We start from the raw sequence: 25,998 nt of genomic DNA on the forward strand, positions 1-25,998 counted from the left end.
AGAATTATTCAAAGGTCTGTCAGCCAGCGTTGGACAGCAGATCCTCAGGCTGACCAGCTTTGAGTCTTACAACAACCCAAACCAGTGGAGCATAGGCGATCGCCAGCCCCACTGTGCCATCCAGCCAGTTCAGACCTACTGCCAGTGCGATGGGCAACAACCACATGACGTTCACAGCCAAAACACCAAGGGTCACGGGCAAATGCGCGCCCAAGCGTCGTGAGGCGATTTGGTACGCGTGACTGCGATGAGCCTCGTATACCTTGACGCCGCGCGATAGACGCCGCATCAGAGTCCAGGTCGCATCCACGATAAAGACTCCTAGCAGGATCAACCAACACCACAACAACTGCGGCGCCACCCAAGCAGCCTGAATAGTGAACGCGCCGAGCGTGATACCAAGGAATCCGCTGCCCGCATCCCCCATGAATATTCGCGCCGTAGGGAAATTCCAAATCAGAAAGCCGGCAACGCTGGCGGCCAACAAAACAGGCACCAGCGTATCGCCGGATAATCCCAACAAGGCATAAATCATCGCGGCACCAAGACAAGCAGTCATCGCTTCGACACCAGCGATACCGTCTATGCCATCCATGAAGTTATAAAGATTGAGATGCCAGGCAAGCCAGATCGCCGCCAGGGTATGGCCCCACCAACCTAGATCCAGAGTAAGCCCAAACAATTCCAGCGACGGGAACCCACCGAGCCAGAACAGAACCCACGCTGCAGCCAGGAAATGCCCGAGTAGGCGCCAACGCGCCGGGATATGGCCATGGTCATCCAAGAACCCGACTATCGCCACCCCGCAACCAGCGCCCCATAAGCCCCACATCGCAGGCCAAGGAATGAGCCCCAGCCAGGAGATGAGCGGCAAAGCGGCCAGCAAACTGACGACAATCGCGACCCCGCCTCCTCGCGGCGTCGGTTCCACATGGGAGCTGCGAGCATTGGGAATATCGATAAGGTCACGGTGTAACGCATAGCGCCGCAACGCCCACGTCAGAATAAACGACGCGCAGAACACTAAGGCCGACAGCCAGAACACCGCAATCATCACTAGCCCCAGCCTCACGTCCTAGAGGTTTCAGCGGAGTGCTCCGCCACAAACGCAGCAGCCGTCGAAGCAATTGCGCTGTCCACGCTTACCGGCGGTACCCACCCCAACAGCAATCTAGATTTTTCAATATCCACTTGCAGCGAACCACATATACGCTCCATCACGGCCCGCTTGCCAAGCAAAGCACCTGCCCGCTCCAATAACCGAGGTGGAACAGGGATTAGCCGAGCCGGCTTACCAAGCGCCTCCCCGAGCCGCCGAAGCAGTTCGGTAGTTGAAAGATCTTCGCCATCGCTGACTAAAAATGCCTGTCCGGCAGCATTGGGGTGAGCCAGGCACGACATGATCAAATCGGCCAAATTATCTAGTGCGACAAGACTGCGGCGGTTTCGTATTGCACCGAGCGGAAGCGGGATCCCCTTATCCAACCATCTCATCATGCTATAGAAATTCGCTTTCACTCCCGGCCCGTATACCAACGGCGGTCGAATGATGACCACCTCCAATCCTGTCTTCTCCGAGAGCGCCAGCAGTGCCCTTTCGGCCTCCATCTTGGATACGGCATAAGGATCGACCGGACATAGCGCATCATCGTCCGTGAAGGGCGGCCCGCACGAAGTGGACTCACCATGCACTTTCACCGAGCTAAGGAAAACGAAGCGCTTGGCGCCTGAGCGCGCCGCGGTGCGAGCCAGGTTCAGCGTGCCGTTGACGTTTACTGCCCGAAAGGCAGCAAGCGGGTCAGGGTGGATTTCATCCATCACATGAACCCGGGCCGCGCAATGGACGACCACATCCACTCCGCTGAGTAGATCAGGCTTTAGCTGAGCCGTTGCGAGGTCGCCCACTTCCATCCACTGCACGGCAGCTTCGGCGCCCTCAATGTCAGCAGGGCCCCGCTCGGCACATGAACGTTGTCTTACCGCCGCAACAACGGAACATTCCGGGTGCATCGCCACCCGAGTTACCAAAGCCCGCCCTACGAAGCCATCCGCACCGGTGACAAGTACGCGCATCAAATCGCTTCCCGGACAAGTTCAAGCACATCATCTGCCATGGAGTGCATGATCCGCTTACGAGCGAAACGCTCTACGAATACCGGACGCGGAACCTGCTCGAGACTCAACTGAGCCAACGCATCGACTGCACCCTCTATATCGCAGGGCGCAAAAACGGACGCGTTGGTGATCTCCGCTTTGACAAAATCGGAAGCATACCCGGCAACGCCCGCAAGAATGGGCTTTCCAGTAGCTGCATACTCAAACAACTTGGATGGCAAAACCCGCCGAAAGGCTTTGAAATCATTGAGATGCAAAAACAAAACATCCGCCTGTTGATAGATAGCGAGCAATCGGTCGCGCGCAACCGGCGCAACCAGATCCACGGTACCTACGCCACTTTCGGCTACTGCGTCTCGCAGCGCCTGCAAGCGCCCCCCTGCACCCACGATACAGAAATGCACCCGAGGGCCGAGGCGTTGCGCAAGCGCCGGGACAATCAAATGCAATCCCTGCCCGTCCCCGATATTTCCTGCATAAAGGATCCGCAGCGGCCGACAAAAACGATCAGTAGATGAGGTTAACGGGATATTCGCAAAATCATCATCGACACCGTTTGAGTGAAGCGAAAAATGCTGTTGGGGATATTTCGGCTGGAAATAACCCAAGAACCCGGCAGCTACCAAGTTCACTTTGTCCGCACGCCTGATGGACCATCGCTCCAGCACCCCGAAAAACAAGGCAAGGGACCTGCCAATTGCCGAGGGGAACAGCTCGCCCAGGTTTTCTACAAAGATGTCGCGGATGTCCAAGTACAATCTTGCGCGCTGGCGACGAGCAATCCAGCCCCCCAATACGGCCGTCATCAACCTCGATGAGGTCGCCACCACAACGTCATAGTGACCTTCGCTAGCGACACGATTAGCCTGCAAGGCGAACGTAGCGAACGCCTTTGCCTGATCGACAAAACCGCTCTTATGCACCGGTAACTGGACGCGTCGGATGCGTGCGCAACCTTGTACGTCGACCGCTAACGCTTCACTGGCGTGGGAGTGATACCGGTTGGGCTGCGTGGTCAGCACGTCAATATCTACCTCACCGGCGGCCCGCTCACAAAGCGCATCAACCAATGCCTCGGCGCGAAAAGAGCCAGCGGAGAGATCAGGAGGATAGAAAAAGCTAAGCAGCAGAATTCGTTTACGCATCAGGAGCACGGATCAGGTCGAGGCGCGATTGGACAACACCCGCCCATACAATGCGAGCAGTTCATGCTCCTGGCTTTCCCAGTTAAGAACGCTTGCAGCCTTCCGCGACTGCGCTGCGTAGTAACGGCGCTTACTCTCATCGCCCACGAGATCACGTAAGGCCGCAGCCAGCGCCACGCTGTCACCTTCAGGCACGAGCACACCCAGGTCATGTTCTCGTACAACACGACGTATCTCTGGTAAATCAGACGCAACGACCGGCAGGCCTGCCTGAACGTACTCGAACAGTTTGTTGGAGTCGGTTGTGTAGTGGTTTAGACAGGTGTTCTCGATGGGCTGAACGCCGATATCTGCCGAAGCCGTATAGCTTGGTAACTCGGCCAAAGCCACAGTCGGGATGAAACGAACCCGCTGCTCCAACTGCAGCTCTTCAACAATGCGGCGCAAACTGCCATCGAGCCTTCCGCCGCCGATGAAAACGAAGTAGGCATTCGGAACATCAGCGGCTATGCGAGCCAGACGCTCCAAGCCCCTCCCCTGCTGCACGCCGCCCTGATAAAGAATGATTGGCCAAGGCTGGTCCAGCTCGAGTTCTGCACGAATCCGGTCGGACCGCATCGCCTGCTGTTCCCTCGGCCTATTCTGCAGCACTACTGGCCGCGCGACGCCGTAAGCGCGTGCGAAATACTTTGCCCGCGCCTCGGTAGTGGTAATGGTGCCTTGCACACGCGGCATCAAAGTACGCTCGATCCAGCCCACCAGCCTGCGTACCTTGGAATATCCCTCGCGGCTGGTGCTGATCTCGTGGGCGTCGTACACCATCTTGGCGCCCGATAGCTTTGCAGCTAACCAGCCCGTGGGTAGGGTATTCACATCATGAGCATGGATAACATCCGCACGCTGTTTGGCAATCATCCAGAGCAACATCAGGTGAGCCCAAACGCGACTCAAAACCAGCATGGCCAAGCCGACCGCGCCCCGCTGGACCGGCGTCGCCACGTTGGCTGTGCGTCCTCGTGATGCGTGAATCCGCCAGAGCGGGTGCCGAGGAACACGGACGACCGCAACACCATTGGAAACCCGCTCCCGTAATGGGGTTAAACCAGGGCTGTGCACAGCGAAAACCGTGACGCAATACCCTGCAGCCGTAAGGCTCTCTGCCTCTTTCAGAACCCGTGCGTCGTTTCGGAAGTCATTCCAGACAACCATAGCAATGTTGATCACGCCAGCTCCCAGCTAAGTTATTTCTAAGTTCGCTTGCAGTTAACTACTGAGTTCTGTTTTGCGCTGGCCGACTAGTTGCACTTGTATTTCGTCGAAGGCCTCATTGATGCCGGCGAGCAACTCCGCAGCATCCTGATAGTTCTGTTGCTTGCAGCTTTTTTCGAAGGCAAACAACTGCGCTGCAAGTTTTAAGTGAGGGGCAGAGATCTCCGCCATGTCAGCTCGCCGCGCAACAGTCGATACGTGTGCTTCTAGAAGCGAATTGAGACCGCGCTTGTCAACCGGCCACCCACAACCAACTGGCTCAAGCGACCAGCGCACCCAATGACCTACAAAAACCTGCCCCTTCCCATCACGAAAGAGCGGTCCTCGACGAATATCTGGATTTACATACCCCAACGGGAGCGTACCGAGCAAAGCTTTGATGTCGTCGAATGTCTCGTCAAACCGTTTCAACGCCAAGCATTGATCTGGACGGTCAATAAGATGATACAAGCGCTCCAGTACGTCCCGCCCAAGACGCTGAGCCAACGTCGATTTTGAGCGTACATAGATGGCTTTGAGCTCGCGATCAGGATCACACGCGAGTAATTCCGACCGTGCGGATTCGCAGCAGCCGGCAAGCTTGGCCCCAGTGACAGAGTGCATATCGTCAAAAGCAAACACATGGCAGTGGAACTGATCTGCCAAGTCAGTCACGCCGATAAACTCCAATGCCGGAAGACCCGCCTGATTAACCAGCAATGTCGCCTCATGCTTGGCTGCTGAGCGCCGATTGCGCTCAAAGACCTTAACGATGAACATACGCTCTGCTGCCCCATACGTGGCACCCACGCGATAAACAAGCACATCGCTGATACCGAGTTGAAGCCACTGAGCTGAGCGTATGCTAACCGGGCCACCAAGCAATTCAGCCAAGGCCTGGTGCAACCAGCGCCCACGGGCCTCGGGCTCTGCTAGCATCCAGACCCCTTCCAGACCATGTCGAGGCGGCTCCATCAACCGATGGCCGTGAAAAAAGAGCGCGGATAACTGACGGCGACGCTCAACGACAGCGACAGTATGGTTGACGACATTTACAACGTGCCTCAACAACTGACGCGTTAACAGCAGGCAGATAACCGCCACCAGCACGCTAGGAGCCTTGAGCCAGAGGAACTCAGCCACCATGTAGCTAAAGCACAACAGAAAACCAACACCTGCAAGAAGTGTCGGAAGGTTTGTTCCACCACTTCCCAATCTCGCTCGGAATTCGTCATTGAATGCAGCAAGCAATAGGCAACCTGCAGTTGCCGCGAGAACATAGCCAAAGAACAACATGCCCAAATATGGGCTCAATGCAAACAGCAAAGGGCCGAACAAGGATAGGAAAACGAGGCTAGCGAACCCCCGCGAGAAGCGCTGATAGGCTCTGGCTGCGATTTCGTCCTGATTTTCAAACAACTCCATCTTCCGGCTGTGCAGCAATAACTTGCGCGAACCGCCAGCGACGGAAGCCTCGATGAATCGCTCCGCAAGCAAATGCACAAAGAAAAGCGCTATAGCCAGGCCGCTTAAACCGAGAATCAAGGTTTGCCTGTCGAATGTCTTGAATTGCTCGGGAAAATAATGCGGAACCCCCTCCGACCCCAGCAGTAGAATGACCTTAAGCGGGAGGACAAAAGCGAGCAATAGCGCAAGCTGGCTCACAAGCGTCGACGCCACACTGGAGACCGTAAACCAGGGCACGACATTAAGCAGACGGTGGCTCAAGCTGACAATCCAGCGCATCGCGGACCGAAATTCATTCAGCATCGCCACGCGAGCCTCCTTCAAATGCAATCAAGAGCGTCTACCGATCAACAAAGCCGCGGCCTGGGCCGCACCGTTAGCGTCAGGCACCGAAAAAACCTCCCCCGCTTCAATTCGCTGCTGCAGCTTCTGGATGGCTTCTAGCAAGGCAGCTTCGGAGAAATCAGGGACCACCTCACACGGCCCCATGCGGGCAGCCATGGACGCGCGAAGGGTTTGATCATCCGCCTGCGTTGCATGGTTGGGTAAAAAGATTGCTGGCAAGTTCAACGCTACCGCCTCGCATACCGAGTTGTAACCGGCGGCCAACACGGCGAAATCGAAAGCGGCGAAATATCGGCTATTGGGATAGTCCACAATTTCCCTGTCTGCTTCATCACTAGGCACCGGCCGCAGCGAGATTGGAGACTGCCCAACCACTACCTGATAGCCTCGCTGCTGCAGAGTGCACACCACGCGCACCTGCACATCTGCGATCCCATTGATATTGCCCGCGCCCAGCTGTACGTAGACCCGAGGGCGAGCCGGGTCGAGGCGCAAACGGGCACAGGCATCCAGAGGGGACAATAAACCGTCAGCCCCCATGCCAACGATGGGTGCAACAAGCGAAACCCGAGCTCGCGTTGCCACCGTCTGGCCAGGGTCACCAAATTCAGCGGGAACGATCACACTCTGGAAGCACCGCAACTGGTCGTCCACGCGGTCCTGGTCAACCGACGCCTTGTAAAGGCCGCGCTTTACCCAGACATAGCGCACGGCCTTAAACCGCCTCATAACTCGCTGGAGCCCGATATAGGGAGCACTTCCATCGAAGACCAGAACGCTTGGATGATGAAGCGTGACCGCCTCCGAGACACAACGATAGAAGTGAGCGTTCCAACGGACCGCCCCCAATCCCTCAAGCAGAGCGGCAGGCGGAACGTGATGACAAACAAAGCCTTCGCGGTAAACCAGATGCACTGCAATACTGGTAGTTAGAAAAACAATATGAGCTTCTGGTTTCTGCGTACGCAGTTCCTTTGCGACGGCAAGAGCACGGCTAACATGCCCAAGGCCAGCGCCATTTATGGGTAAAAAGAGATAGCAATCTTTTTTTAACCCTATTATCCCAGGCAGTAACGCCCCGGAACTAATCCAGGCCCAGCGAATAAAGCGAATAACTAGATTTCTTATCGACACAGTTTACTCGACCATCTTAATTATTTCTCTGAATTCTTGCGACAACGCCCTGGCAAAAGTTGCAGTGAGATGATGGCGGTCGCGCCAAACCAGTATCTGTCCCTTGACCGGTACACAGAGATCGGTTTCGCAAATCTTCTCGCTTAGATCGAGCAGCGCAACGTCCGGCTTGTGCTCCATAGCCAAGAGGATAGAATCCTGCTTAAAAGCTTTGGATGCTTTGGTCGCACACTTGATGGGCGAAGCGTTTTTAGTGGACATACACTCCACCGGATTTTTGTTCATCCAAGGTGTGTCGCGTACCACTACCACTTTGGATCCTAGCTCTCGCAACTCATGCCAGCGTGTAACCAAGCCCGTTGCCAGCATCCTTTGGCTATCAGCCTTATCGCGAGTGCCAAATGCCCGGTGTCCGCTGGACTGACTGGTAACAACCACATCAGGCTTGATTTCAGCCAACTCGGTCATTACTCGCTGGTTCCACTCAGTGCACGACTTATATTCCGCTCGGTCCTTGCCCAGCGCCACCGGGGACGCGTTGAACGCACAGGCCGATTTGGTGAAGGTTGTAATGCGCCACGACTGTCGGGTTTCCAGTAGGCCTTGCAGACTTGGCAGCCACTGCGCAGCGTGGGAGTCTCCTACCAGCACTACATGATACTTGGCATCGCCACTACCAAACTCGCACCTTGATGGCTCGCTACTGATCTGATTGACGTGGCACTTAAGACGATAAACGTCTGGATTGTCCCGCCTCGCGTCTATCACCGCTGGAATAGTCGGGCGCGACGGATCGTAGGCTCGCATAAGCAATGCTTTCGTATTCGCTCCAGCAGTTAGTGCGCTAGGATCATTATCCGACGCCTGGCTGTTCAACACCCAGATATAGTTGGCCGCGATTAGCGCTATCGCAAAACTCAATGCACCTGTTGAGAGAGGCTGATTGACGCTTGCGAACTTTCGCCAAGTCTTTTGGCGGAAAGGATCTTCTACGAGAACCTTGGTTAAGTGCGCCAGAACTAGCGAAATACCAATTACTGCGAGCCCATCTGAAACGCTTAACGGCCCTTCAACCTGAAGGCCATAAAGGACCACAACAGGCCAATGCCAAAGGTATAAAGAGTAGGAAATGTCCCCTATATATTGCATCGGCCTGGTAGCCAGCAATCGATAGGCAGACCACCAAAAATTCGACTGCCCTGCCACGATGACCAGCGCAGCACCAACTGTCGGTAACAGCGCTGCATAACCTGGAAAGCTTGTCGCTTCATTGAAAGCCAAACAGGCCAGCGCTATCGCAATAACCCCGGCCCACCCCAGCAACGGCGACCAAACTCCATAGTTCCTTTCCCTGCCCTGCAGCCAAACGGCCAACAATCCGCCTAAAGCAAGTTCCCAAGCCCGCGTCGTGGTCGCAAAATAGGCCAGCCCTGGGTTGGCATCTGTTAAATAAACTGAGTAAGCCAGCGAGGAAACGGCGACTAAGCCAATTATCGCACCGAAAACCAGCCTAGGTCGCGCTTTCGCCTTATGAATAACTGCGCTCAGTCCGATAAAGATCAAAGGCCAGACGATGTAATACTGTTCCTCGATGGATAGCGACCAATAATGTCGCAGCAGGCCGGGCGCGTTATCTTCCGCCAGATAGTCTACAGCTTGCGAAGCCAGCCACCAGTTCTGAACGTAAAACGTGCTTGCCAAAATCTCCTTAGCGGTGTCCGCCCATTGCACTGTTGGCAGCAGCGTCACCGAAGCAGCGACAGCTACGACCACCACGGTGGAAGCAGGCAGCAATCGACGAACTCGCCTGCCATAAAAATCCAGCAAAGAGATTGTACCGCTACGCTGCGCCTCTTTGAGCAGAAGACCGGTAATCAAATAGCCGGATATAACGAAAAAAACATCTACTCCAACGTAACCTCCTGCCAGGGAAGAGGGCCACACATGAAAGATCAGCACGACCAATACTGCTAGCGCTCGAAGCCCCTGAATTTCCAGCAGCATAGAAGGGGAACTTTTCTTATTGGCGGTCATTTCCCGCCCCGCCTTGTGTCCGCAACCAGCAGTGCGTCAGCCACCCGACCATAAAATGCATCATAACTAAAACTCTCCAGCACATAGCGCGACGCCATTTCAACTTGCTTCTTATACATCTCACAATCGCTAAAATACCGCAGAACATGGTCGAAAACTTCTTCAGCCTTACAATAAATCGCAGCATCCCCAAAAACCTCACGAAAATGAGGCGGTAAAATAACCACAACGCCTGCAGTGATAGCCTCTAGAATAGATCTACCAAAAGCCTCCACAATGAGCTCATTATCAAAATAAACAAAGAAATCTATATTCGAAAGGAACTCTGCCACAGGCATAGAACCGTAAGGCAATATATCCCAATTTTTTGGAACTGGCGCCCCTGAAAGAAGAGCAGCTAGGGATTTCGTTCCACCCATAATTTTAACATCGATCTCCTTTCCCGCCATGTACGCAAGAGAAGCCTCATGAAGAGTTGACGGAAACTTCATGGGATTGTCACGCGAATAACGACCAACGACGGGGATCCGCCCACATTGATCTTCGCGTTTAACAACCCACTCTTCTGTTTTGATGATTCCGGGATTGTCGAATGGCGCGAGCAATTTCGCAGGCAACAATGGGAGTAATGCTTTTCTGACCTGGGGCCCTTGAGGCACCCACAACGGATTTCGTCCAAAAAGCTGTTGAGCGTTACGGATGCAATCAGACACGTGATACCGAATGTCGCGCCCATCCAGTTCGTGAGGTGCCTGATTAGCAGTAATCCACATCTCACCTATACTCCAAGTAAAGGGCTGATGCGGAATCCACTGAAGAATAGGCGGATATCGTAAGATAGCTAGCCGCACAGTAATGGCATCGTCTATTACCACTTGATCGACAACACGCCTGTAGATCAGGTCGGTTACCGGTTCGCACAGATCCCTTATGGAGGGAACCATGAATCGATATGCCTCCAGCGCGCAGATACCTATTTTCAAACCCCGTTGATGAAGAGCTTTTATTTCTTCGATCATCGATTTTTGAGGCCCACCAAAACTACGCCAGTCCCCAATAAATACTACGTCGTATATAAATTCCCGAGATTTATTCCTATCGACCTGAAAGCGAAGTGGAGCAGGGAACTGTCGCTCCTCTATAGATCCATCAAGATAAGGACTAGCCTCCCCTTTTCGAATCAAACCGTGCCAAAATCTATATATATTTTTATACGCTAATCGAGCCGGATGCTGCCATCCCAACTTGAATTCATCGCGAGACAATGAACCTTCACCCAGCCGTACAAAAGCCAGCGGCTTTTCTATTCGGCAGCAACTATCATCCCCAAATATTAGAGCAATTCTTAAGGCATACTCGGTATCAGCCCCTTTCCGCACAGCATCCATATATCCAACCCGGGAAACAACGGGCTCCCGTTCAAACATGAGCGAAGATGCATTATTATAAAAAACTGGCCGCTCTGGCTTCGAAAGCATAAGATTTTCTGAAACACGAAGGCAATAGCTATGACAGGACACAAACCGGGAATCGCCCTCTAGCGCCCGCACCTGAAGCTCTATCCTGCGGGGATGGCTCCAGTCATCGGAATCCTGAAATGTTACATACACGCCACGCGCCTCTCTTAAGCCTACGTTACGAGCGCAGTATGTACCTAGATTTACAGGCTGCCGGATTACCTTAACTCGGCTATCCATTGTCATGCACGCATTAAAAATCTCGGCACAACTTAATGAAGAAGCGTCGTCTACAATGATGACCTCAAGATTAACCCAGCTTTGCTGCAACAAAGACTTAACTGCCAGCAACAATCCTTCGTCTGGCTCCCAAGCGGTCACAATCACTGAAACCAATGGACCGGCGGCGACAAGACTTGTGGCCTTACAGGTTAAATTTGAAAACGCCAAAGAGCCGGGCTTTGAAAAAAAGATTGGCTCGAGCGCATAGCTTTGGAATAGCTGGTTAATCTCGCCCAACCAGATCTCTTCATTGCTGCCAAATACAGGGTGCAGCGAATCTATGTGTAGAAACCTGCCTGCTAGACGGTTTCTATCGAGATCCGGGAGCACGGAGGTTAATAGCTCTGGCTGGTTCGTATTAACGGCTAATGCACCCAGCAGTTCTAAACTGGCTATGCCAAGCTTTTTTTCCCCATACATATCCCGCATTGCCGATAATAGGGTAAGTGCATTAATTTCATCATCCTGCTCGTAGCACTGCCCTGCCATGACGCTGGCTAACTGTCTCGCGCTGGGCAGCGACAATAACCGCAGAACCTCCTCCCCCTTATCCTTTAGTGAGGGGTCCCGGTAGGCCTCAATGGCCCGATAGATCCTTTGCATATCGCAATTTCCCTTAGATGCGATATGGGCTATGAGCTCACGACCTTGTAGCGACCCGGTTCTTAATACCGTTTTGTAAAGCGCTAAACTAGCTTTTCTCTCAGAGAGCTTGCAGATATCCTCGACCGCGCCCCAGGCTCTGGATGGATTAGTTATTGGAATCGGCGTAGCACTATGTAAGCTCGAACTCTCTTTAAGGCCCTTTCGTTGCTCAACGATAGGTTGCATCGCTTTCTTTAGCTTTTTTCGAGTATTCTGCCGCATTGCCAATAAAGCAACACGCTTAACTCGTCCTTGGTGATGACGACGGAGAATACGATAGACCGCAAGCGGAATTTTGAGTATTCCTAGGGGCCTGCGAAGCAGCTTCGCTACCGCTATAGCTAATTGCTGGCTAAGCGATGATCGATAGCATTGTTCGCTTAGCTTTGTAAGCTGACACTGCAGCCTGAGCCGTTCCCTTGCCTCGCTAAGACGTCGTGCACTATGGTCAAGCGATGAACAATAGCGCTGTTCATTCAGCTCCGTGAGCTTAGTCTGTAATTCGAGTTGCTCTCTTGCCTCGCTGAGGCGCCGCGCACCATCGTCAAGCTGAGACTCGCAGAAACCAATACGCTCCTGCAGCTCGGTAACAGAGCGCTGTTCTTTATCAAGTCTTTCTTGAACAGTACTTAACGCCGCACCTAGCTGTGAAACTTTGAAGGAGCGAATTTCACCAACCCCAAAAATCTCCGTGACCGCTTCACTAGTGAGAATTTCCCGAGCCTTGATGACGTGCATTTTATTAGAAACATTTCCCCCATGGATAACCTGCAGCCAAAGTGGCGAATCATGCGATACAAAAACATGCTCAAGCCCTCTCACCGCGGCATGATTTACGTCCAAGGGCGTAATAAACGTTCCCATCAAGATCGTTTTACGGCTATATACAAAGTTAAGGAACGGCCCATATCGGTACTGAATCACCTCCCCCTGGAGACCATCCCACCTTACACCAACAGGGAATAAAATAGCCCCTGGCTCGGTTTGAAAATCAGCACTCTCTATTGTCTCTTCAAGCTTAGAAAAATAGGATGGAGAAAGGGCATCATCGTTATCCATCCTACTAACAATTATCGCGTCATCGTCCTTGCTATATACAGCTCCAATAATGGCCTCAGAGATAGCGCTCTCATATGACTGGCCGGGGGCTAAAAAAATTGGCTTAATCCAGTGTTCGTCTTCTGGAAGTACATGTGCGGCCGCCCATTCGTCCCCACTTGAAAACAATAAAAACCAGAAATCAGGTCGACGCTCCTGCCTTAACACCGAGCTAAGAGAGCATTCTTTAAAATACTCGCTTCGCTCCACAAGCCAATCAATACGGTCCCCCTCGCGTAAGCCCCCAGCTGCCTTGTTGTAATTAACATTATCAGCAAGCTGTTGCCAGTTAGGTTGCATTGTTTCGGGCAGATCCTCCCGAATACTTGCAACAAGCGAATCATTCTTAACACTATATCGTGTCAGCAATATTACGACAGCCATTCCCAAACCCTTTAGCGATAACACGGCGAGCCAACACGCATATTATTAAAGAGCGCTTGGCACCAATACGAAGAGCGACCTTTCTTCGCAAAGGAAGGCAGGCCTTTACAGCTCAAGCTCTAACAAAATTCCTCGACTACGCTAGATAAGGTTACGCCTATCCCAAACGAGCTGCGCATCCGCCGCCAGCATAGTGATCCACCGCCATAAGGAACGCATGAAGCTGGTAATGGATTCTGCAGCATTTCGACACTGGCCAGATCGAAGTAGTGCTCACGCATCTTGGGATATACCGAAAGCAGGACTAGCATCTAATACCAATGACAGAGCTTTTGCTGATCAATTTATCCAGAAGCTGGGTTTCTTTTTACTCCTAGCGGCACGCAACGCAAGGGAATATTGATCAAGTTGTAGCTGGAATAGATACTGCCCGCACTAACAATCAAAATGCAACTCGACATATAAAAATATTTACAAACTACTCGAAACCTTCCCCCTCGCCCGTCTCAACCCATCGTTTGTATTGAAGCAATACGCTATTAAGACTCAATGTGCTCGCGGAGTCACGCCCAACCTCCACGAGCCGTTTTGCCAGCACGCTTGTCTCGTACTTATTGACCGCAATATCCCTTACAGCCGATAAAAAAAGAAGCCTATGTCCGGGGCTTTCTGCCAACCGCGCCACTAGAAAACGGACGCTTTCAGGCGGGCAATAAAACGCCATCTCCGAAAAAACTTCACTGAAACGCTCGGGCAATATACACGGCACCCCAACAAAAATAGCCTCAATGATCGTTCTTCCGAAAGCCTCGTTAAGTTGCGTATGCGGAAAGTAAACAAAGACATCAATACCAGCTAGATATTTTTCTGGCGGAATCTCACCGAACGAAAATACTTCCCAGTTTGATGGCTTATATCCAACAACCTTATAAGCATTATCCGCACCTCCAAGAACCCTAATGTTAAAGGCTCCATCCTCCGGGTAGGCTAAACTCATCTCCTGCTTAGACTCAATCCATTTTTCATGGCCATCCCTGCCATGCCGACCAATCAAAAAAGGCTTAGAAAAGCTTTGCCTCGGAGAGAACGCGAACTGTGACGCATCAAAACTTGGACTCCAATCAGTATCAGCAAGGAGATCTTCGCTCAGAGCACCCTTCAACTCTTTACGAATCGCAGGACTGAGCGGAAAAACCTTTACTACGCCTGCATTCAACGACCGAACCCTCTCGCTCAAAGTCTGGAAAGAATATACGGCCCTCCCGCTAATCCTTGATACCGAGTTATTAATTACCACGATGGCCGAGCCGGCCTTAAGTCTAGGTAACAACTGTTCAAAACCAGCTGAGCAGACGACAGTAGGGTGACGAACTATCAGATAATGTGCATCTACGCTAGTGACCGCATGAAAATAATCAATCAGGCCTGTCCATTGATCGTAACGCGCAGAGATTTCCTTACCCTGGCTAACCAGAGACGGACAGTGAATTAATCGTACAGCCATTCCTTTTGATGTGAAAAACTTCACCTCATCCAAAGTCGATGAAGCATTTCCGCCGGGGAAGCGTAAATCGGTCACTATGCACACATCGCAAATCAGCTTTCGCGTTCCATAATGATCATCATGGTATTTCATTACCTCCGCCACTGATTCAGCAGGAACTCTTACCGCTGTTGGTATATCAAGAATCCGCTGCGACTGAGGAAACGGGAGAAACAACTCTTCTATTGTGGCCTTCGCATTCCTCGCACTAAATTCTTTTCGAAAAGCTAGTCGGGACTGCGAAACCCCAGTGACCGGTGAATGCCCATGCTCAGGATCATTGGTCAAGCTACCCTCTTGATCCAGACAAATCATGCCTAGAAAGTTATAACGTGGAATCTGGCCACCCAATATAGCCTCGGCCCGTCTAATGAGCTCGCTGTCGCCCGCAAATTTAACCTCCTCCCAACTACCTAATACTTCTTTCAGAAACCTTGCTTCAAACATGCAAGAGATAAACGCGCTAGACAGCACCCCATCTTGCGTATTTGGGCTTAACTTCGAGAACCGGGTAACAGCACCGAACTCGTTAACTCGAATCATTCCCGAAAGGCTCGCTTTAGGTGCCTCCGGATCTGAATAAATAGCCTTCATATGCCTGGCTAGGCGCTCCGGGTGTGCCCAGTCATCTGCATCATGTCCAGTGATATATCTGCCACTAGATATCCGAAGAGCCAAGTTCTTAGACACATAGGGACCGACGTTAATTGGATTATGAAGAACTTTAACTCGACTATCACGCTTTGCAATTTCCCCTGCCAGGGCCAAGGTGCTATCACTGCTGCAATCATCAACAATAATCAACTCAACGTTACGCCAGGTCTGCTGAAGAATAGACTCAGCGGCATGCTTGAGAGTAGCCTCCGCATTGAACGAAGGCATAATTACAGTGACAAGACAACCTTCTACCGAGGCCAGTTGGGCAGCGACCTTCAAACGTAAAAAGCGTGATTCTGCACTTGCAGCCAAATCGACGGGGGCTACCCCGAAAGACTTTAAGTAATTGTTAATGTATTTGATCCAGTCCTTTTCAGAGCCCATGCTTGCGTTCGCACGCAGAATGTTTATTGCAGGGCGCTGGGTGTGATCGGCATTCTTTTCCGCGAACCGTATAGCGGCTTGATATCCATCCTCGTCGACTAGCTTCGAGGCCGCCCAGAGTACAGAATCACTTTTCCCGCGTCGGAATGTTTTCAGCAGTGCGCCAGAGCGAGCAAAAAAACCGGTAGGCTTCGCCTGTCGCGAACCTACAGTTTTTGAACTTCCCGCCCACATGACGCGCTGCGAAGGATGGGTCTGGTACTCAATTACATCGTGGTTGCCGCTGGCTGCGTGACGACGCAAGACCCGTTTAATTGCAAGTGGAAGTTTTATCCAACCGGTAATGCTACGAGTCTGACGGTAAGTTGCTAAGCCAAGCTGGTACACCAACGATTTGTAAACAGACGCATATTCCTTGGATAAGCCCCTTAGCTCGACCCTCAAAGCATCGCGCTCGCGGGCTGTCTGCTCCAGCTGTCCCTGCAGCCTCTCCAGCTCCAACGTTAGCTCGTTGTTACCGGCCTCCAGAAGCTGGTTTCGCTCTGACCAGCGCAGCCGCTCAGAAGCACGATCCTGTTTTAGCGAACAAGCTTCTTTTCCAAAAGCTTTGCATCTGTCATCCACTCCAGCATTTCTTAACTTCGCTTCGTCAAGACTGCACTCCCGCACATGGCAAAATAAATCGATCAAAGATCGCACCAGTTCTTCATTCTGGTCTTGCTGAGCACTTCGTAGCGCGTCTTCTACGTTCTGGTATAACGCATTCAGCCGAATGTCATTTACCGAATCACCCATGTCCTTGCGAAGGGAGTTGCGTAATTCGCCGATCTGCGTAATCAGATCCTGACTTGCCATCGAAACGCCTCTGGTTAAAACAAAAGCCCACGACTATACAGGCGCGGGCTGATCGACTTCGTTTAGGCTTTGACAATAGTCTCAGCCGGCTCTAGATAGCGCCCACGCGAATCCACAATAAGCTGCGCATTTGCCTTCAGCATCTCGTAATCAACACTATCGTGGTCCGTCGCGATAAGGACTGCATCGAAGCTGGCAATGGATTCTGCCCTCAGTTCAACGCTGCTCAGGTCGAACTGATGTTCACGCATCTTCGGAAATACCGGCACATGGGAGTCGCTGTACTGGACATCCGCACCCAGATCGCGGAGGCGCTCCATGATGAATACGGAGGGAGATTCACGCATGTCATCAACGTTCTTCTTGTAGGCGATACCAAGCACAAGGATCCGGCTGCCGTTAACCGATTTCTTGCGCTGGTTGAGCGCTGCGGCCAGCTTGCTGACCACGTAATCTGGCATGGCGGAGTTGACTTCACCGGCAAGTTCGATAAAGCGCGTATGCAGACCGTACTCACGTGCCTTCCAGGTCAAGTAGAAGGGATCGATCGGAATACAATGACCTCCGAGACCCGGGCCCGGGTAGTACGGAACGAAGCCGAAGGGCTTGGTAGCAGCTGCACGGATAACTTCGTGAATGTCGATGCCCATCTTGTCGGCAACGATCTTCATTTCATTGACCAAGCCGATATTCACCGCGCGGTGGATATTTTCCAGTAACTTGGTCATTTCAGCGGCGCGAGTGCTGGAGACTGGAACGACGCGGTCGATGACTTGGCCGTAGAGCGCTATTCCGATTTCTTGGCAGGCCGGCGTATGACCACCGCATACCTTTGGAATAGTACGAGTGGTGAAGTTCGGGTTGCCCGGATCTTCACGCTCAGGTGAATAAACAAGGAATACGTCCTCCCCCACCTTGAAGCCACGAGACTCGATGCGGGGGAGCAGTTCTTCGTCAGTGGTTCCAGGGTAAGTTGTACTTTCCAGAGACATGACCTGGCCTGGACGCAGGTAAGGCACCAGCGAATCCGTCGTATCGAGAACGAAGCTGAGGTCAGGCTCGCGGTATTTGTTCAGCGGAGTAGGTACGCAAAGAATAAGCGCGTCGACATCACTTGCCCGAGTGAAGTCAGTTGTTGCTTCGAAACCTCTATCCACTGCGGCACTGATTGCCGAAGCCGGAATGTGTTCGATGTAGCTTTTTCCCTGCGCGATGTGGTCAATCTTTGACTGATCAATATCGAATCCGACGACTTTGTAACCCACCTCGGCGTAGCGCAGAACCAGGGGCAGACCGACGTATCCGAGACCAACAATACCGATGACGGCATCTTTGTTGTTTAGCTTATCCAGAAGCTGTTGCTTCATTTTTTACTCCTAGTGAGTGTGCCCGCGCAAATGCGAGGTAAGGTCAGGAAAATATGGCACAGCCAAAAAACCCGCGGGTATCCAGCAGACGCTGGTCCTGACGCAGTTGAAGAGTTTGGGCTGCAAAAACTTTATGGTCGACAAGCAAGACGAGTACGTCAGCCTCAAGCGCAACTGACAGTTCTACGAGTGGAATATCAACGGCAAGCAGAGGAGCAGGGCTTGAAGCACTGTGGGGCTCAACAGCGACGACTTGGCCCGGATATAGGCGGCCCAGTTCCAGCGTGATGGCCAACGCCGGGCTTTCACGAAGGTCATCTATGTTCGCCTTGAATGCCAGTCCCAGGCAGGCGATGCGGACGGAGCTGCGTTTTTTTCCTGTGCAGGCTGTCAGATCGTCGATGAGACTTCTTACCTTGGCGAGCACCCAGGCGGGCTTATGATCATTTACCTCTCGCGCCGTTCGGATCAGGCGTGACTGCTCCGGCGCCTGGCTGACGATGAACCACGGATCGACGGCGATACAGTGCCCACCAACTCCTGGCCCAGGTTGCAATATATCCACGCGAGGATGCCGGTTTGCTAGTCGGATCAGCTCCCAAACGTCCACGTCCAGCCTGTCGCAGATCATGGACAGTTCATTAGCAAACGCAATGTTCACGTCCCGAAAGCTGTTCTCGGTCAGCTTGCACATTTCGGCTGTACGCGCATTTGTGACTACGCATTCACCCTCCACAAATATTTTGTAGAGACTGGCCGCGACTTCAGAGCAGCGCGACGTCATCCCTCCAATCACTCTGTCATTGTGCACTAGCTCGCTCAGCACACGCCCGGGCAACACGCGCTCTGGACAATGAGCAATCCGGATATCCGAGGCTTCACCTACGCTTTGCGGAAAGGTCAGATCAGGACGAGCTTCAGCGAGCCACGCCGCCATCTGCTCGGTGGCGCCCACTGGAGAAGTGGACTCCAGCACCACCAGATCCCCCCGCTTAAGTACTGGGGCGATCGCCTTGCTGGCCGATTCGATGTAGGACAGGTCGGGCTCGTGGTTGGTCTTAAACGGTGTCGGTACTGCGATTAGGAATGCATCCGCGGGTTCTGCCACCGACGTGGCGCGCAAATATCCTTCGTTAACAGCGGCGTGCACAAGCATGTCGAGGTCAGGCTCGACGATATGCACTTCTCCTCGGTTTATCGTCTCAACAGCGTGGGTGTTGACGTCGATGCCAATCACCTTACGCTTGCGGGACGCGAATACAGCTGCCGTGGGCAGGCCGATATAGCCAAGCCCGACTACGGCAATGGTGCCAAAAGTCATTTACTGTCTCTTAATCACGGAATTGAGTGTGTCGATGATCCGCAAGCACGCCTTGCCATCCCCGTACGGGTTATGAGCGTAGGCCATGGACTGATATGTGCGCTCATCGGTGAGCAGGGTACGTAACCCGCCTGTGATCGCTGCTATATCCGTACCCACAAGCTTTACGGTACCGGCTTCGACCGCTTCGGGTCGTTCAGTGGTGTCACGCATGACCAGAACAGGCTTGCCCAGCGAGGGGGCTTCTTCTTGTATGCCACCTGAATCGGTAAGAATCAGATAGGCGCGGTTCATCAGGTAGACGAAAGGCAGGTAGTCCAGCGGATCGATCAAATGGATATTGTCGACGCCTGCGAGTAGCCGATTGACCGGCTCTCTCACGTTCGGATTCAGGTGGACCGGGTAGACAATCTCGATATCCGGAAAATGCGTCGCCGTCTCGGCCAACGCTTGGCAGATTCGCTCGAAGCCACCACCGAAGCTTTCGCGTCGGTGCCCGGTGACCAAAACCAATCGGCTGTCGGGGCGAATAAAGTCGAATTGCCGACCGAGGCTCTGCTGCAATAACACGTCCTTCTGCAGCTTCGTCACCACCTGCAACAGCGCATCGATGACGGTATTGCCTGTTACCTCGATGCCATTCGTGATGCCCTCGCGCAGCAGATTTTCGCGGGAGGTTTCGGTGGGTGCGAAATGCAGCGTGGCGAGCGCGCCTGTTAGCTTGCGGTTGCCCTCTTCCGGCCAGGGCGAATACATGTTGCCAGTTCGCAGCCCAGCCTCGACATGCGCAACAGGTATCTGGTGATAGTAAGCGGCAAGCGTGCTGGCAAAAGTCGTGGCGGTATCGCCATGGACCAGCACCACATCGGGCTTGAAGTCGGAAAAAACATGCTTCATGCCCTTAAGAATCGCGCTAGTGATATCCGACAGGTCCTGGCCGGGCTTCATGATGTTCAGATCGAAATCTGGGATCAGATCGAACAGGTCGAGTACCTGATCAAGCATCTGCCTATGCTGCCCGGTAACACAGACCTTTGCGTCAAAACGCGGGTCGGCATTCAGAGCGAGGGCCAACGGGGCCATTTTGATCGCTTCCGGCCGTGTCCCGAAGACGCAAAGGGTTTTGACTGTCATACCATATCCATAGTTTGAGCCGGAGCGAGGGCCTTATTACGGGATTTCTAGGTGCAACGGTTGTTGCTTGCTCTGATAAATAGCGTCGAGCCTTGCGGCCAGTGCTTGTTTTGCTTTTTCTTCGCCGTGAACGATGCGTATGTGAGATGGCCTTCGGCGCATGCCGGTTACAAATGTCACCAACCCTTCCTGGTCGGCATGTGCGGAATAGCCGCCAATGCTCGAAATGCCAGCCCTTATGTCCAACCGCTCACCTTCGAGATCGATATAACCGCCTTGCGGGCCATAGGACTGAATGGCCCGACCAGGCGTTCCCGCCGCCTGGTAGCCTACGAACAGTACGTTGTGCCTCGAATCGCTCAACATAGCCTTCAGGTAGTTGACGATACGGCCACTTGAGCACATGCCATTGCCAGCAACTACGATAGCCGGACGAGCGGTGCGTGCGAGGTGCTGGACCATGCGCAGGTGGTCACTGTGGCTATCTACCGTTATTAACTGTTCAAAGCCCAGTGGACGGCGGCCGGATTGTACACGCTTGAGGGCCTCCTGATTCCAGAAGGGCTGGAGTTCTCGATAGGCTGCAGTGAAGCGGCTGGCCAATGGCGAGTCGAGGATAATGGGGAGCTCCGGCCAATTGGTTTCTAATTCGGGCCGTGCAGTGCTTTCATCCTCCCGACTGAACCTTCCCCCCTTGCGAGCGGACTTGATTTTCGCGTTGTGGATGATCTCTTCGAGTTCGTATAGCAATTCCTGGGTGCGACCGATACTGAAAGCCGGGATGAGCACCGTGCCGCTGTCTTCAAGGGCTTGCTCGATGACACTCTCGAGTCGCTGCCGCCGGGTGCGACGATTCTCGTGCTGACGATCACCGTAGGTGCTTTCGATAACCAGGATGTCTGCGCAATGAGGCGGTTTCGGAGCTGGCAGCAATGGCGCATGTGGCGCGCCTAGGTCACCAGAAAAGACGACGCGCTTTTTTACCCCTGTTTTGGGATAGGCCAGATCGAACTCAACATAGGCCGAGCCGAGAATGTGGCCCGCCCGCTGCAAGCGAATGCGACATACGAGGTCGTCTGAATCATGCAGCGTGAACCAGGCCTTGTATGGCAAAGCGATGATGCGCTGCTCGATCAGTTTTATATAGCGCTCAACCTGCTTCTGGTCACGGCTGACACCCAGCTTAAACGCATCTTCCAGCACAATTGGCAGCAACTTGGCTGAAGGTTCGCTACAGAGGATGGGGCCTTCGAAACCAGCGGCGAGGAGATAAGGGATACGACCGACGTGATCGATGTGAACGTGCGTTGCGATCAATGCACGCACGGAAGCCAGGGAAAACTCGATATTCAGACTGCCTTGCCCTGCCTGCCCCCCTTTGGAAGTATCGGCGCCTTGAAACAGGCCACAGTCAATCAGATAGCTGTTGGCGGCGTCAGCATGCAGTTCATGGCACGAGCCGGTCACACCGTTGACGGCTCCGTGATGAACGATATTCGGGAATAGCATCGGTTAGTCCTTTAACCTGGAAATGTGATGCGGTCGCAAAAAGGCCGGCATTCTGCCACGCACTTACCGCCACTCCAAGTAAGGGCCTAAAAATAAACAATCGTTGAAGGGCTTTTTAAACGAAGTGTTTGGGCCGGCGCAGGCGGGGGCTTACTTATTCAGCAAAAAGAACGAGCGACGCCTCAATCGTCTTCATTCACTCGATCCCGCAACTCCTTCCCCGGTTTGAAATGCGGGACGAACTTGCCGTCGAGAGGGACGGATTGGCCGGTCTTGGGATTTCGGCCGACGCGTGGGGCGCGGTAATGGAGGGAAAAACTACCGAACCCACGAATTTCGATGCGATCCCCGGTTGCCAGAGCCTGGGCCATTTGCTCAAGCATGGTTTTGATTGCCAGCTCCACATCCTTGGACGAAAGCAGCCCTTGTTGGGTAACGATACGCTCGATCAACTCCGACTTGGTCATGGTTTTCCCTTCGTTTTCAAGCGGCTAGATCATTTGGGTTGCGGTCGTTTGTAGCATGTTGTTCAGAGTTTGAACAGCCTGAACGTTTGGGTCAGGTTTTTGGATTTGGTGCAGGCTCTGGACGTTTAGCTGTGTGCTGGTGAATCGTTGAAACGCGATCCACCCCTACCGTTCCGTCATCGGCGCGTACGGCTACGAGGACGATGGGTTTCATTTGCGTGGCCCAACCAACCGCATAAGCAGGCAACTACCGTAGGGTGGATGACGCTTTTTTCATCCACCATAAGCCGCAGCGGCGGGACCGACGTGCTTGGTGGAAGCGTGATCCACCCTACCGTTCTGGCAGATAGCAGATACAAAAAAGGGTGGACCGAAGTCCACCCTTTTTATAACTGACGAGGCTTTGCCTCATCGCGTACCGCTGCGGTTAAAGCATCAATCCTCGCGATAGCGGCGCAGCTTGAGCTGCTTGCCGCCGACGCGGGTGTCCTTGAGCTTGCCCAGCAGGCGTTCCAGCCCTTCTTCCGGCAGCTCGACCAGGCTGAAGCTGTCACGCACCTGAATGCGACCGATGTCTTCACGAGCCAGGCCGCCTTCGTTGAGGATGGCGCCGAGCAGGTTGCGCGCAGCGATGCCGTCACGGGCACCCAGCGCGGTACGGCAACGGGCGCGGCCTTCAGCCAACGGGATCGGGGCACGACGCTCACGATCGCCGCTGCGCTCGGGACGATCGGAGCGCTCACGCGGACTGCTGGTCGGGACCAGCGGTTGCTCTTTTTCGACTTCCGCCAGGGTCAACGCCTGACCGTTGGTGGCTTTACGCAGCAGTGCGGCAGCCAGGGCGCGGGGGGAGCAACCAATGTCAGCTACCAGCTTGTCGAGCAGTTCGCCATGGCTGGCTTCTGCATCAGCTACCAACGGCGCGAGGCTGTTGGTGAGCTTCTTGATGCGCGCATCCAGCACTTGCTGAGCATTCGGCAGGCGAGCTTCGGCAACCTTCTGGTTGGTAACGCGTTCGATGACCTGCAGCATACGGCGCTCACGCGGCGTAACCAGTAGCAACGCACGGCCTTCACGACCGGCACGACCGGTACGGCCGATACGGTGCACGTAGGACTCCGGATCGTATGGCATGTCTACGTTGAATACGTGGGTGATACGCGAAACGTCGAGGCCGCGGGCAGCGACGTCAGTAGCGACGACGATGTCCAGACGACCATCCTTGAGCGACTCGATGACGCGCTCGCGCTGGTTCTGGGCGATGTCACCGTTCAGTGCAGCGGCTTTGTAGCCCTTGGCTTCCAATGCGGCGGCCAGATCCAGCGTCGCCTGCTTGGTACGCACGAAAGCGATCAGCGCGTCGAAGTCTTCGACTTCCAGCAGGCGCAGCACAGCTGCAATCTTCTGGTCGGCATGGACCATCAGGTGTGCCTGCTCGATACGGGCGACGGTCTGGGTCTTGGTGGCGACTTTGATATGCTGCGGCTCGCGCAGGTGCTTTTCGGCGATTGCGCGAATCGAATGCGGCAGGGTCGCGGAGAACAGTACGCTCTGACGGCTTTCCGGCATGGCCTCGAAGATGACTTCGAGGTCATCCATGAAGCCCAACTTGAGCATTTCGTCAGCTTCGTCGAGAACCAGATACTGAATGGTCGACAGCAGCGCGCTGTTGCGGCTCAGGTGGTCAACCAGACGACCCGGAGTGGCGACGATGATTTGCGCGCCCTGACGGATGGCCTTGAGCTGCGGGCCCATCGGCGCGCCACCGTAAACGGCGACAACGCCAACGCCTGGCATCTGCTTGGAGTAGGTTTCGAACGCGGTGGCGACCTGCAGCGCCAGTTCGCGAGTCGGCGCGAGGATCAGCGCCTGTGGCTCACGCTTGGCCGGGTCGATCTTGGACAGAATGGGCAGCGCGAATGCTGCGGTCTTACCGGTGCCGGTCTGGGCCTGGCCGATCATGTCGTGGCCGCCGAGGATTACCGGGATAGCCTGGCTCTGGATCGCCGAAGGCTCTTCGTAGCCCACTGCGATGACTGCAGCGAGGACGGATGGATGAATACCGAGTGCGGCAAAGCCGCCGATTTCCTGGGTCATGGGTCTTTTCCTGATGCTCCGCAAAGACCCATGTTCCGAGGCTGCGCATGCCATGTAAAACCCGAAGGTCACCCTGGCAGCCTGGTCGGCGGGGTTTGCGAAAACGTAATGAATGATGAATCGTCAAGGACAGCCGCGAGAAGCGGACAGCAGCCGAAGCAGCGCTTCGTGTGTTGCAGTACCTAACGCAGGCTGAGTTTCAGCCGGCGCGTACTATACCGGAATTCTGTGAAGCTGTGCGTGTAATTTGTCTTGCGGGTTAAGTTCGGAGACCGGCGGAGAGCTGTTTTGTGAGGACCCGCTCGTCTGCTTGGCTGGGGGCTGTTCTGGCCCGGTCTAGGGCGATGCTTCTGGCTGCTGGGCTGCCAGGCAGGCACCGTTCGCAGCGGGGCGCACCTCCCCGGGTTTCAGGGTGCATCGCTGTTTCGGGGATGCACCGCTGCCTTTCGTGGGAGTCCCGACCCGTGGCGATGCTTTTGGCTGCTGGGATGCAGAAGATGGTCTGGCACTCAGCTCGCCGGGCGTAGCGCGTCGATGAGTGAGTCCAGCGAATAACCCAGGCGCGGCGCCAGGGTGGCAGCGCGTTCGCGCAAGCCGGCGAAATCAAGGGGCTGTTCCAGATCGGCGGGCACGAACAGCACGACATTGCCCTCTTTCACCGGGCATTCCCAATAGTGGCGATGAAACAGCCCACGCAGCAGCGCTGCTCCGAGCGGTTTGTCTTCGTCGGTCCCCCACTGGTTGATGATCAGCCAGCCGTCCGGATTCAGCTTCTGCTGACAGCGCTCAAGAAAGCGCCACGCCAGATGCGCTGCCGCCGGGCCAACGTCCGTATAGAGGTCGACGAAGATCAAATCGGCGGTTTCGGCCGAATCGAGTAGTTCCACCGCATCGCCAATGCGGATATAGAGCCGCGAGTCGTTCTGCAAGCCCAGGTAACGCATCGCCAGCTCCGGAACGTCCGGACGCAACTCAATAGCCTCGACGTCCTCCAGGGGCAGGAACTGCAGGCACGCCTGGGTCAAAGTGCCGGCGCCCAGGCCGAGAAACAGTGCGGTTTCCGGCACCGCGTGCAGCAGGCCGCCCATCAGCATGGCGCGCGTATAGTCGTACTCCAGCCAGCTGGGGTCCCGGGTAAAGACACAGCTCTGCTCGACCGCCGCGCCGAATTCCAGAAACCGGTACTCCCCCACTTCAAGCACACGGATCAGACCGAACGCGTCTTTCACTTCGGCCAGCAACACTTCCTGCTTGTCCATTGCGCTCACTCCAAACCGATCGGCGCATCTTACCAGCCTGATTGGCAAGGC

Annotated in this window: 16 protein-coding genes; all 16 read right to left on the reverse strand. The window is 54.1% G+C overall.

Translation table 11 applies throughout. The features are described from left to right. Positions 1-19: 19 nt before the first annotated feature. The 16 genes from CH92_RS13630 to CH92_RS13705 all read right to left on the reverse strand — a co-directional run bounded on the left by CH92_RS13630 (position 20) and on the right by CH92_RS13705 (position 25,947). The gene (locus CH92_RS13630) at positions 20-1,051 is read right to left on the reverse strand and encodes an MraY family glycosyltransferase (RefSeq protein ID WP_025242324.1); all 1,032 of its coding nucleotides are present in this window, start codon (positions 1,049-1,051) and stop codon (positions 20-22) included. Positions 1,052-1,068: 17 nt separating this feature from the next. Continuing rightward, positions 1,069-2,073: a UDP-glucose 4-epimerase family protein gene (locus CH92_RS13635; RefSeq protein WP_025242325.1), complete on the reverse strand. Its 1,005-nt coding sequence runs from the start codon at positions 2,071-2,073 to the stop codon at positions 1,069-1,071. Continuing rightward, positions 2,073-3,260 carry a glycosyltransferase family 4 protein gene (locus CH92_RS13640; protein ID WP_025242326.1) on the reverse strand — a complete coding sequence of 396 codons (1,188 nt, stop codon included), beginning with the start codon at positions 3,258-3,260 and terminating at the stop codon, positions 2,073-2,075. The genes CH92_RS13635 and CH92_RS13640 overlap by 1 nt, the downstream gene beginning before the upstream one ends. Before the next feature lie 12 nt (positions 3,261-3,272). Beyond that, on the reverse strand, positions 3,273-4,484 hold the full coding sequence (locus CH92_RS13645; protein WP_167332188.1) for a glycosyltransferase family 4 protein: 1,212 nt from the start codon (positions 4,482-4,484) through the stop codon (positions 3,273-3,275). Positions 4,485-4,523: 39 nt separating this feature from the next. Next, complete coding sequence (locus tag CH92_RS13650) at positions 4,524-6,284, reverse strand: hypothetical protein (protein ID WP_144381001.1); 1,761 nt, start codon at positions 6,282-6,284, stop codon at positions 4,524-4,526. A 21-nt stretch (positions 6,285-6,305) separates the two neighbouring features. Further along, a complete protein-coding gene (locus CH92_RS21885) occupies positions 6,306-7,454 on the reverse strand; it encodes a glycosyltransferase (protein WP_144381003.1) in 1,149 nt (382 codons plus the stop codon). A gap of 3 nt (positions 7,455-7,457) precedes the next feature. Next, positions 7,458-9,488, reverse strand: a complete 2,031-nt coding sequence (locus CH92_RS13660) for an acyltransferase family protein (RefSeq protein ID WP_051517562.1) — start codon at positions 9,486-9,488, stop codon at positions 7,458-7,460. After that, positions 9,485-13,354, reverse strand: a complete 3,870-nt coding sequence (locus tag CH92_RS13665) for a glycosyltransferase (RefSeq protein ID WP_080690006.1) — start codon at positions 13,352-13,354, stop codon at positions 9,485-9,487. Before CH92_RS13665 ends, CH92_RS13660 begins: the two co-directional genes overlap by 4 nt. Positions 13,355-13,832: 478 nt before the next feature. Next, the gene (locus tag CH92_RS21485; protein ID WP_025242332.1) at positions 13,833-16,793 is read right to left on the reverse strand and encodes a glycosyltransferase; all 2,961 of its coding nucleotides are present in this window, start codon (positions 16,791-16,793) and stop codon (positions 13,833-13,835) included. Between the two features lie 62 nt (positions 16,794-16,855). Beyond that, positions 16,856-18,160 carry a nucleotide sugar dehydrogenase gene (locus tag CH92_RS13675; RefSeq protein ID WP_025242333.1) on the reverse strand — a complete coding sequence of 435 codons (1,305 nt, stop codon included), beginning with the start codon at positions 18,158-18,160 and terminating at the stop codon, positions 16,856-16,858. 43 nt (positions 18,161-18,203) lie between these two features. After that, positions 18,204-19,481, reverse strand: a complete 1,278-nt coding sequence (wecC, locus tag CH92_RS13680; protein ID WP_025242334.1) for a UDP-N-acetyl-D-mannosamine dehydrogenase — start codon at positions 19,479-19,481, stop codon at positions 18,204-18,206. Continuing rightward, entirely contained in the window at positions 19,482-20,615 is a 1,134-nt protein-coding gene (gene wecB, locus CH92_RS13685) for a non-hydrolyzing UDP-N-acetylglucosamine 2-epimerase (RefSeq protein ID WP_025242335.1), read from the reverse strand. It lies immediately after the preceding gene. A 36-nt stretch (positions 20,616-20,651) separates the two neighbouring features. Next, the gene (locus CH92_RS13690) at positions 20,652-22,124 is read right to left on the reverse strand and encodes an MBL fold metallo-hydrolase RNA specificity domain-containing protein (RefSeq protein ID WP_025242336.1); all 1,473 of its coding nucleotides are present in this window, start codon (positions 22,122-22,124) and stop codon (positions 20,652-20,654) included. Positions 22,125-22,306: 182 nt separating this feature from the next. Next, positions 22,307-22,591 carry an integration host factor subunit beta gene (gene ihfB / locus CH92_RS13695; protein ID WP_003299501.1) on the reverse strand — a complete coding sequence of 95 codons (285 nt, stop codon included), beginning with the start codon at positions 22,589-22,591 and terminating at the stop codon, positions 22,307-22,309. A gap of 435 nt (positions 22,592-23,026) precedes the next feature. Continuing rightward, positions 23,027-24,688, reverse strand: coding sequence for a DEAD/DEAH box helicase (locus CH92_RS13700; RefSeq protein WP_025242337.1), 1,662 nt, complete (start codon positions 24,686-24,688; stop codon positions 23,027-23,029). A gap of 509 nt (positions 24,689-25,197) precedes the next feature. Further along, positions 25,198-25,947 (reverse strand): spermidine synthase, encoded by a 750-nt coding sequence (locus CH92_RS13705; protein WP_025242338.1) that lies wholly within the window; start codon positions 25,945-25,947, stop codon positions 25,198-25,200. Positions 25,948-25,998: the final 51 nt, after the last annotated feature.

The organism is Stutzerimonas stutzeri (assembly GCF_000590475.1).
In the GTDB taxonomy this organism is placed as follows: Bacteria; Pseudomonadota; Gammaproteobacteria; order Pseudomonadales; family Pseudomonadaceae; genus Stutzerimonas; species Stutzerimonas stutzeri_D.

Coding starts and splice junctions, on each gene's coding strand:
- CH92_RS13635 (WP_025242325.1), bottom strand. CDS start 2,073: ATGCGCGTACTTGTCACCGGTGCGGATGGCTTCGTAGGGCGGGCTTTG.
- CH92_RS13640 (WP_025242326.1), bottom strand. CDS start 3,260: ATGCGTAAACGAATTCTGCTGCTTAGCTTTTTCTATCCTCCTGATCTC.
- CH92_RS13660 (WP_051517562.1), bottom strand. CDS start 9,488: ATGACCGCCAATAAGAAAAGTTCCCCTTCTATGCTGCTGGAAATTCAG.
- CH92_RS13665 (WP_080690006.1), bottom strand. CDS start 13,354: ATGGCTGTCGTAATATTGCTGACACGATATAGTGTTAAGAATGATTCG.
- CH92_RS21485 (WP_025242332.1), bottom strand. CDS start 16,793: ATGGCAAGTCAGGATCTGATTACGCAGATCGGCGAATTACGCAACTCC.
- CH92_RS13675 (WP_025242333.1), bottom strand. CDS start 18,160: ATGAAGCAACAGCTTCTGGATAAGCTAAACAACAAAGATGCCGTCATC.
- wecC (WP_025242334.1), bottom strand. CDS start 19,481: ATGACTTTTGGCACCATTGCCGTAGTCGGGCTTGGCTATATCGGCCTG.
- wecB (WP_025242335.1), bottom strand. CDS start 20,615: ATGACAGTCAAAACCCTTTGCGTCTTCGGGACACGGCCGGAAGCGATC.
- CH92_RS13690 (WP_025242336.1), bottom strand. CDS start 22,124: ATGCTATTCCCGAATATCGTTCATCACGGAGCCGTCAACGGTGTGACC.
- ihfB (WP_003299501.1), bottom strand. CDS start 22,591: ATGACCAAGTCGGAGTTGATCGAGCGTATCGTTACCCAACAAGGGCTG.
- CH92_RS13700 (WP_025242337.1), bottom strand. CDS start 24,688: ATGACCCAGGAAATCGGCGGCTTTGCCGCACTCGGTATTCATCCATCC.
- CH92_RS13705 (WP_025242338.1), bottom strand. CDS start 25,947: ATGGACAAGCAGGAAGTGTTGCTGGCCGAAGTGAAAGACGCGTTCGGT.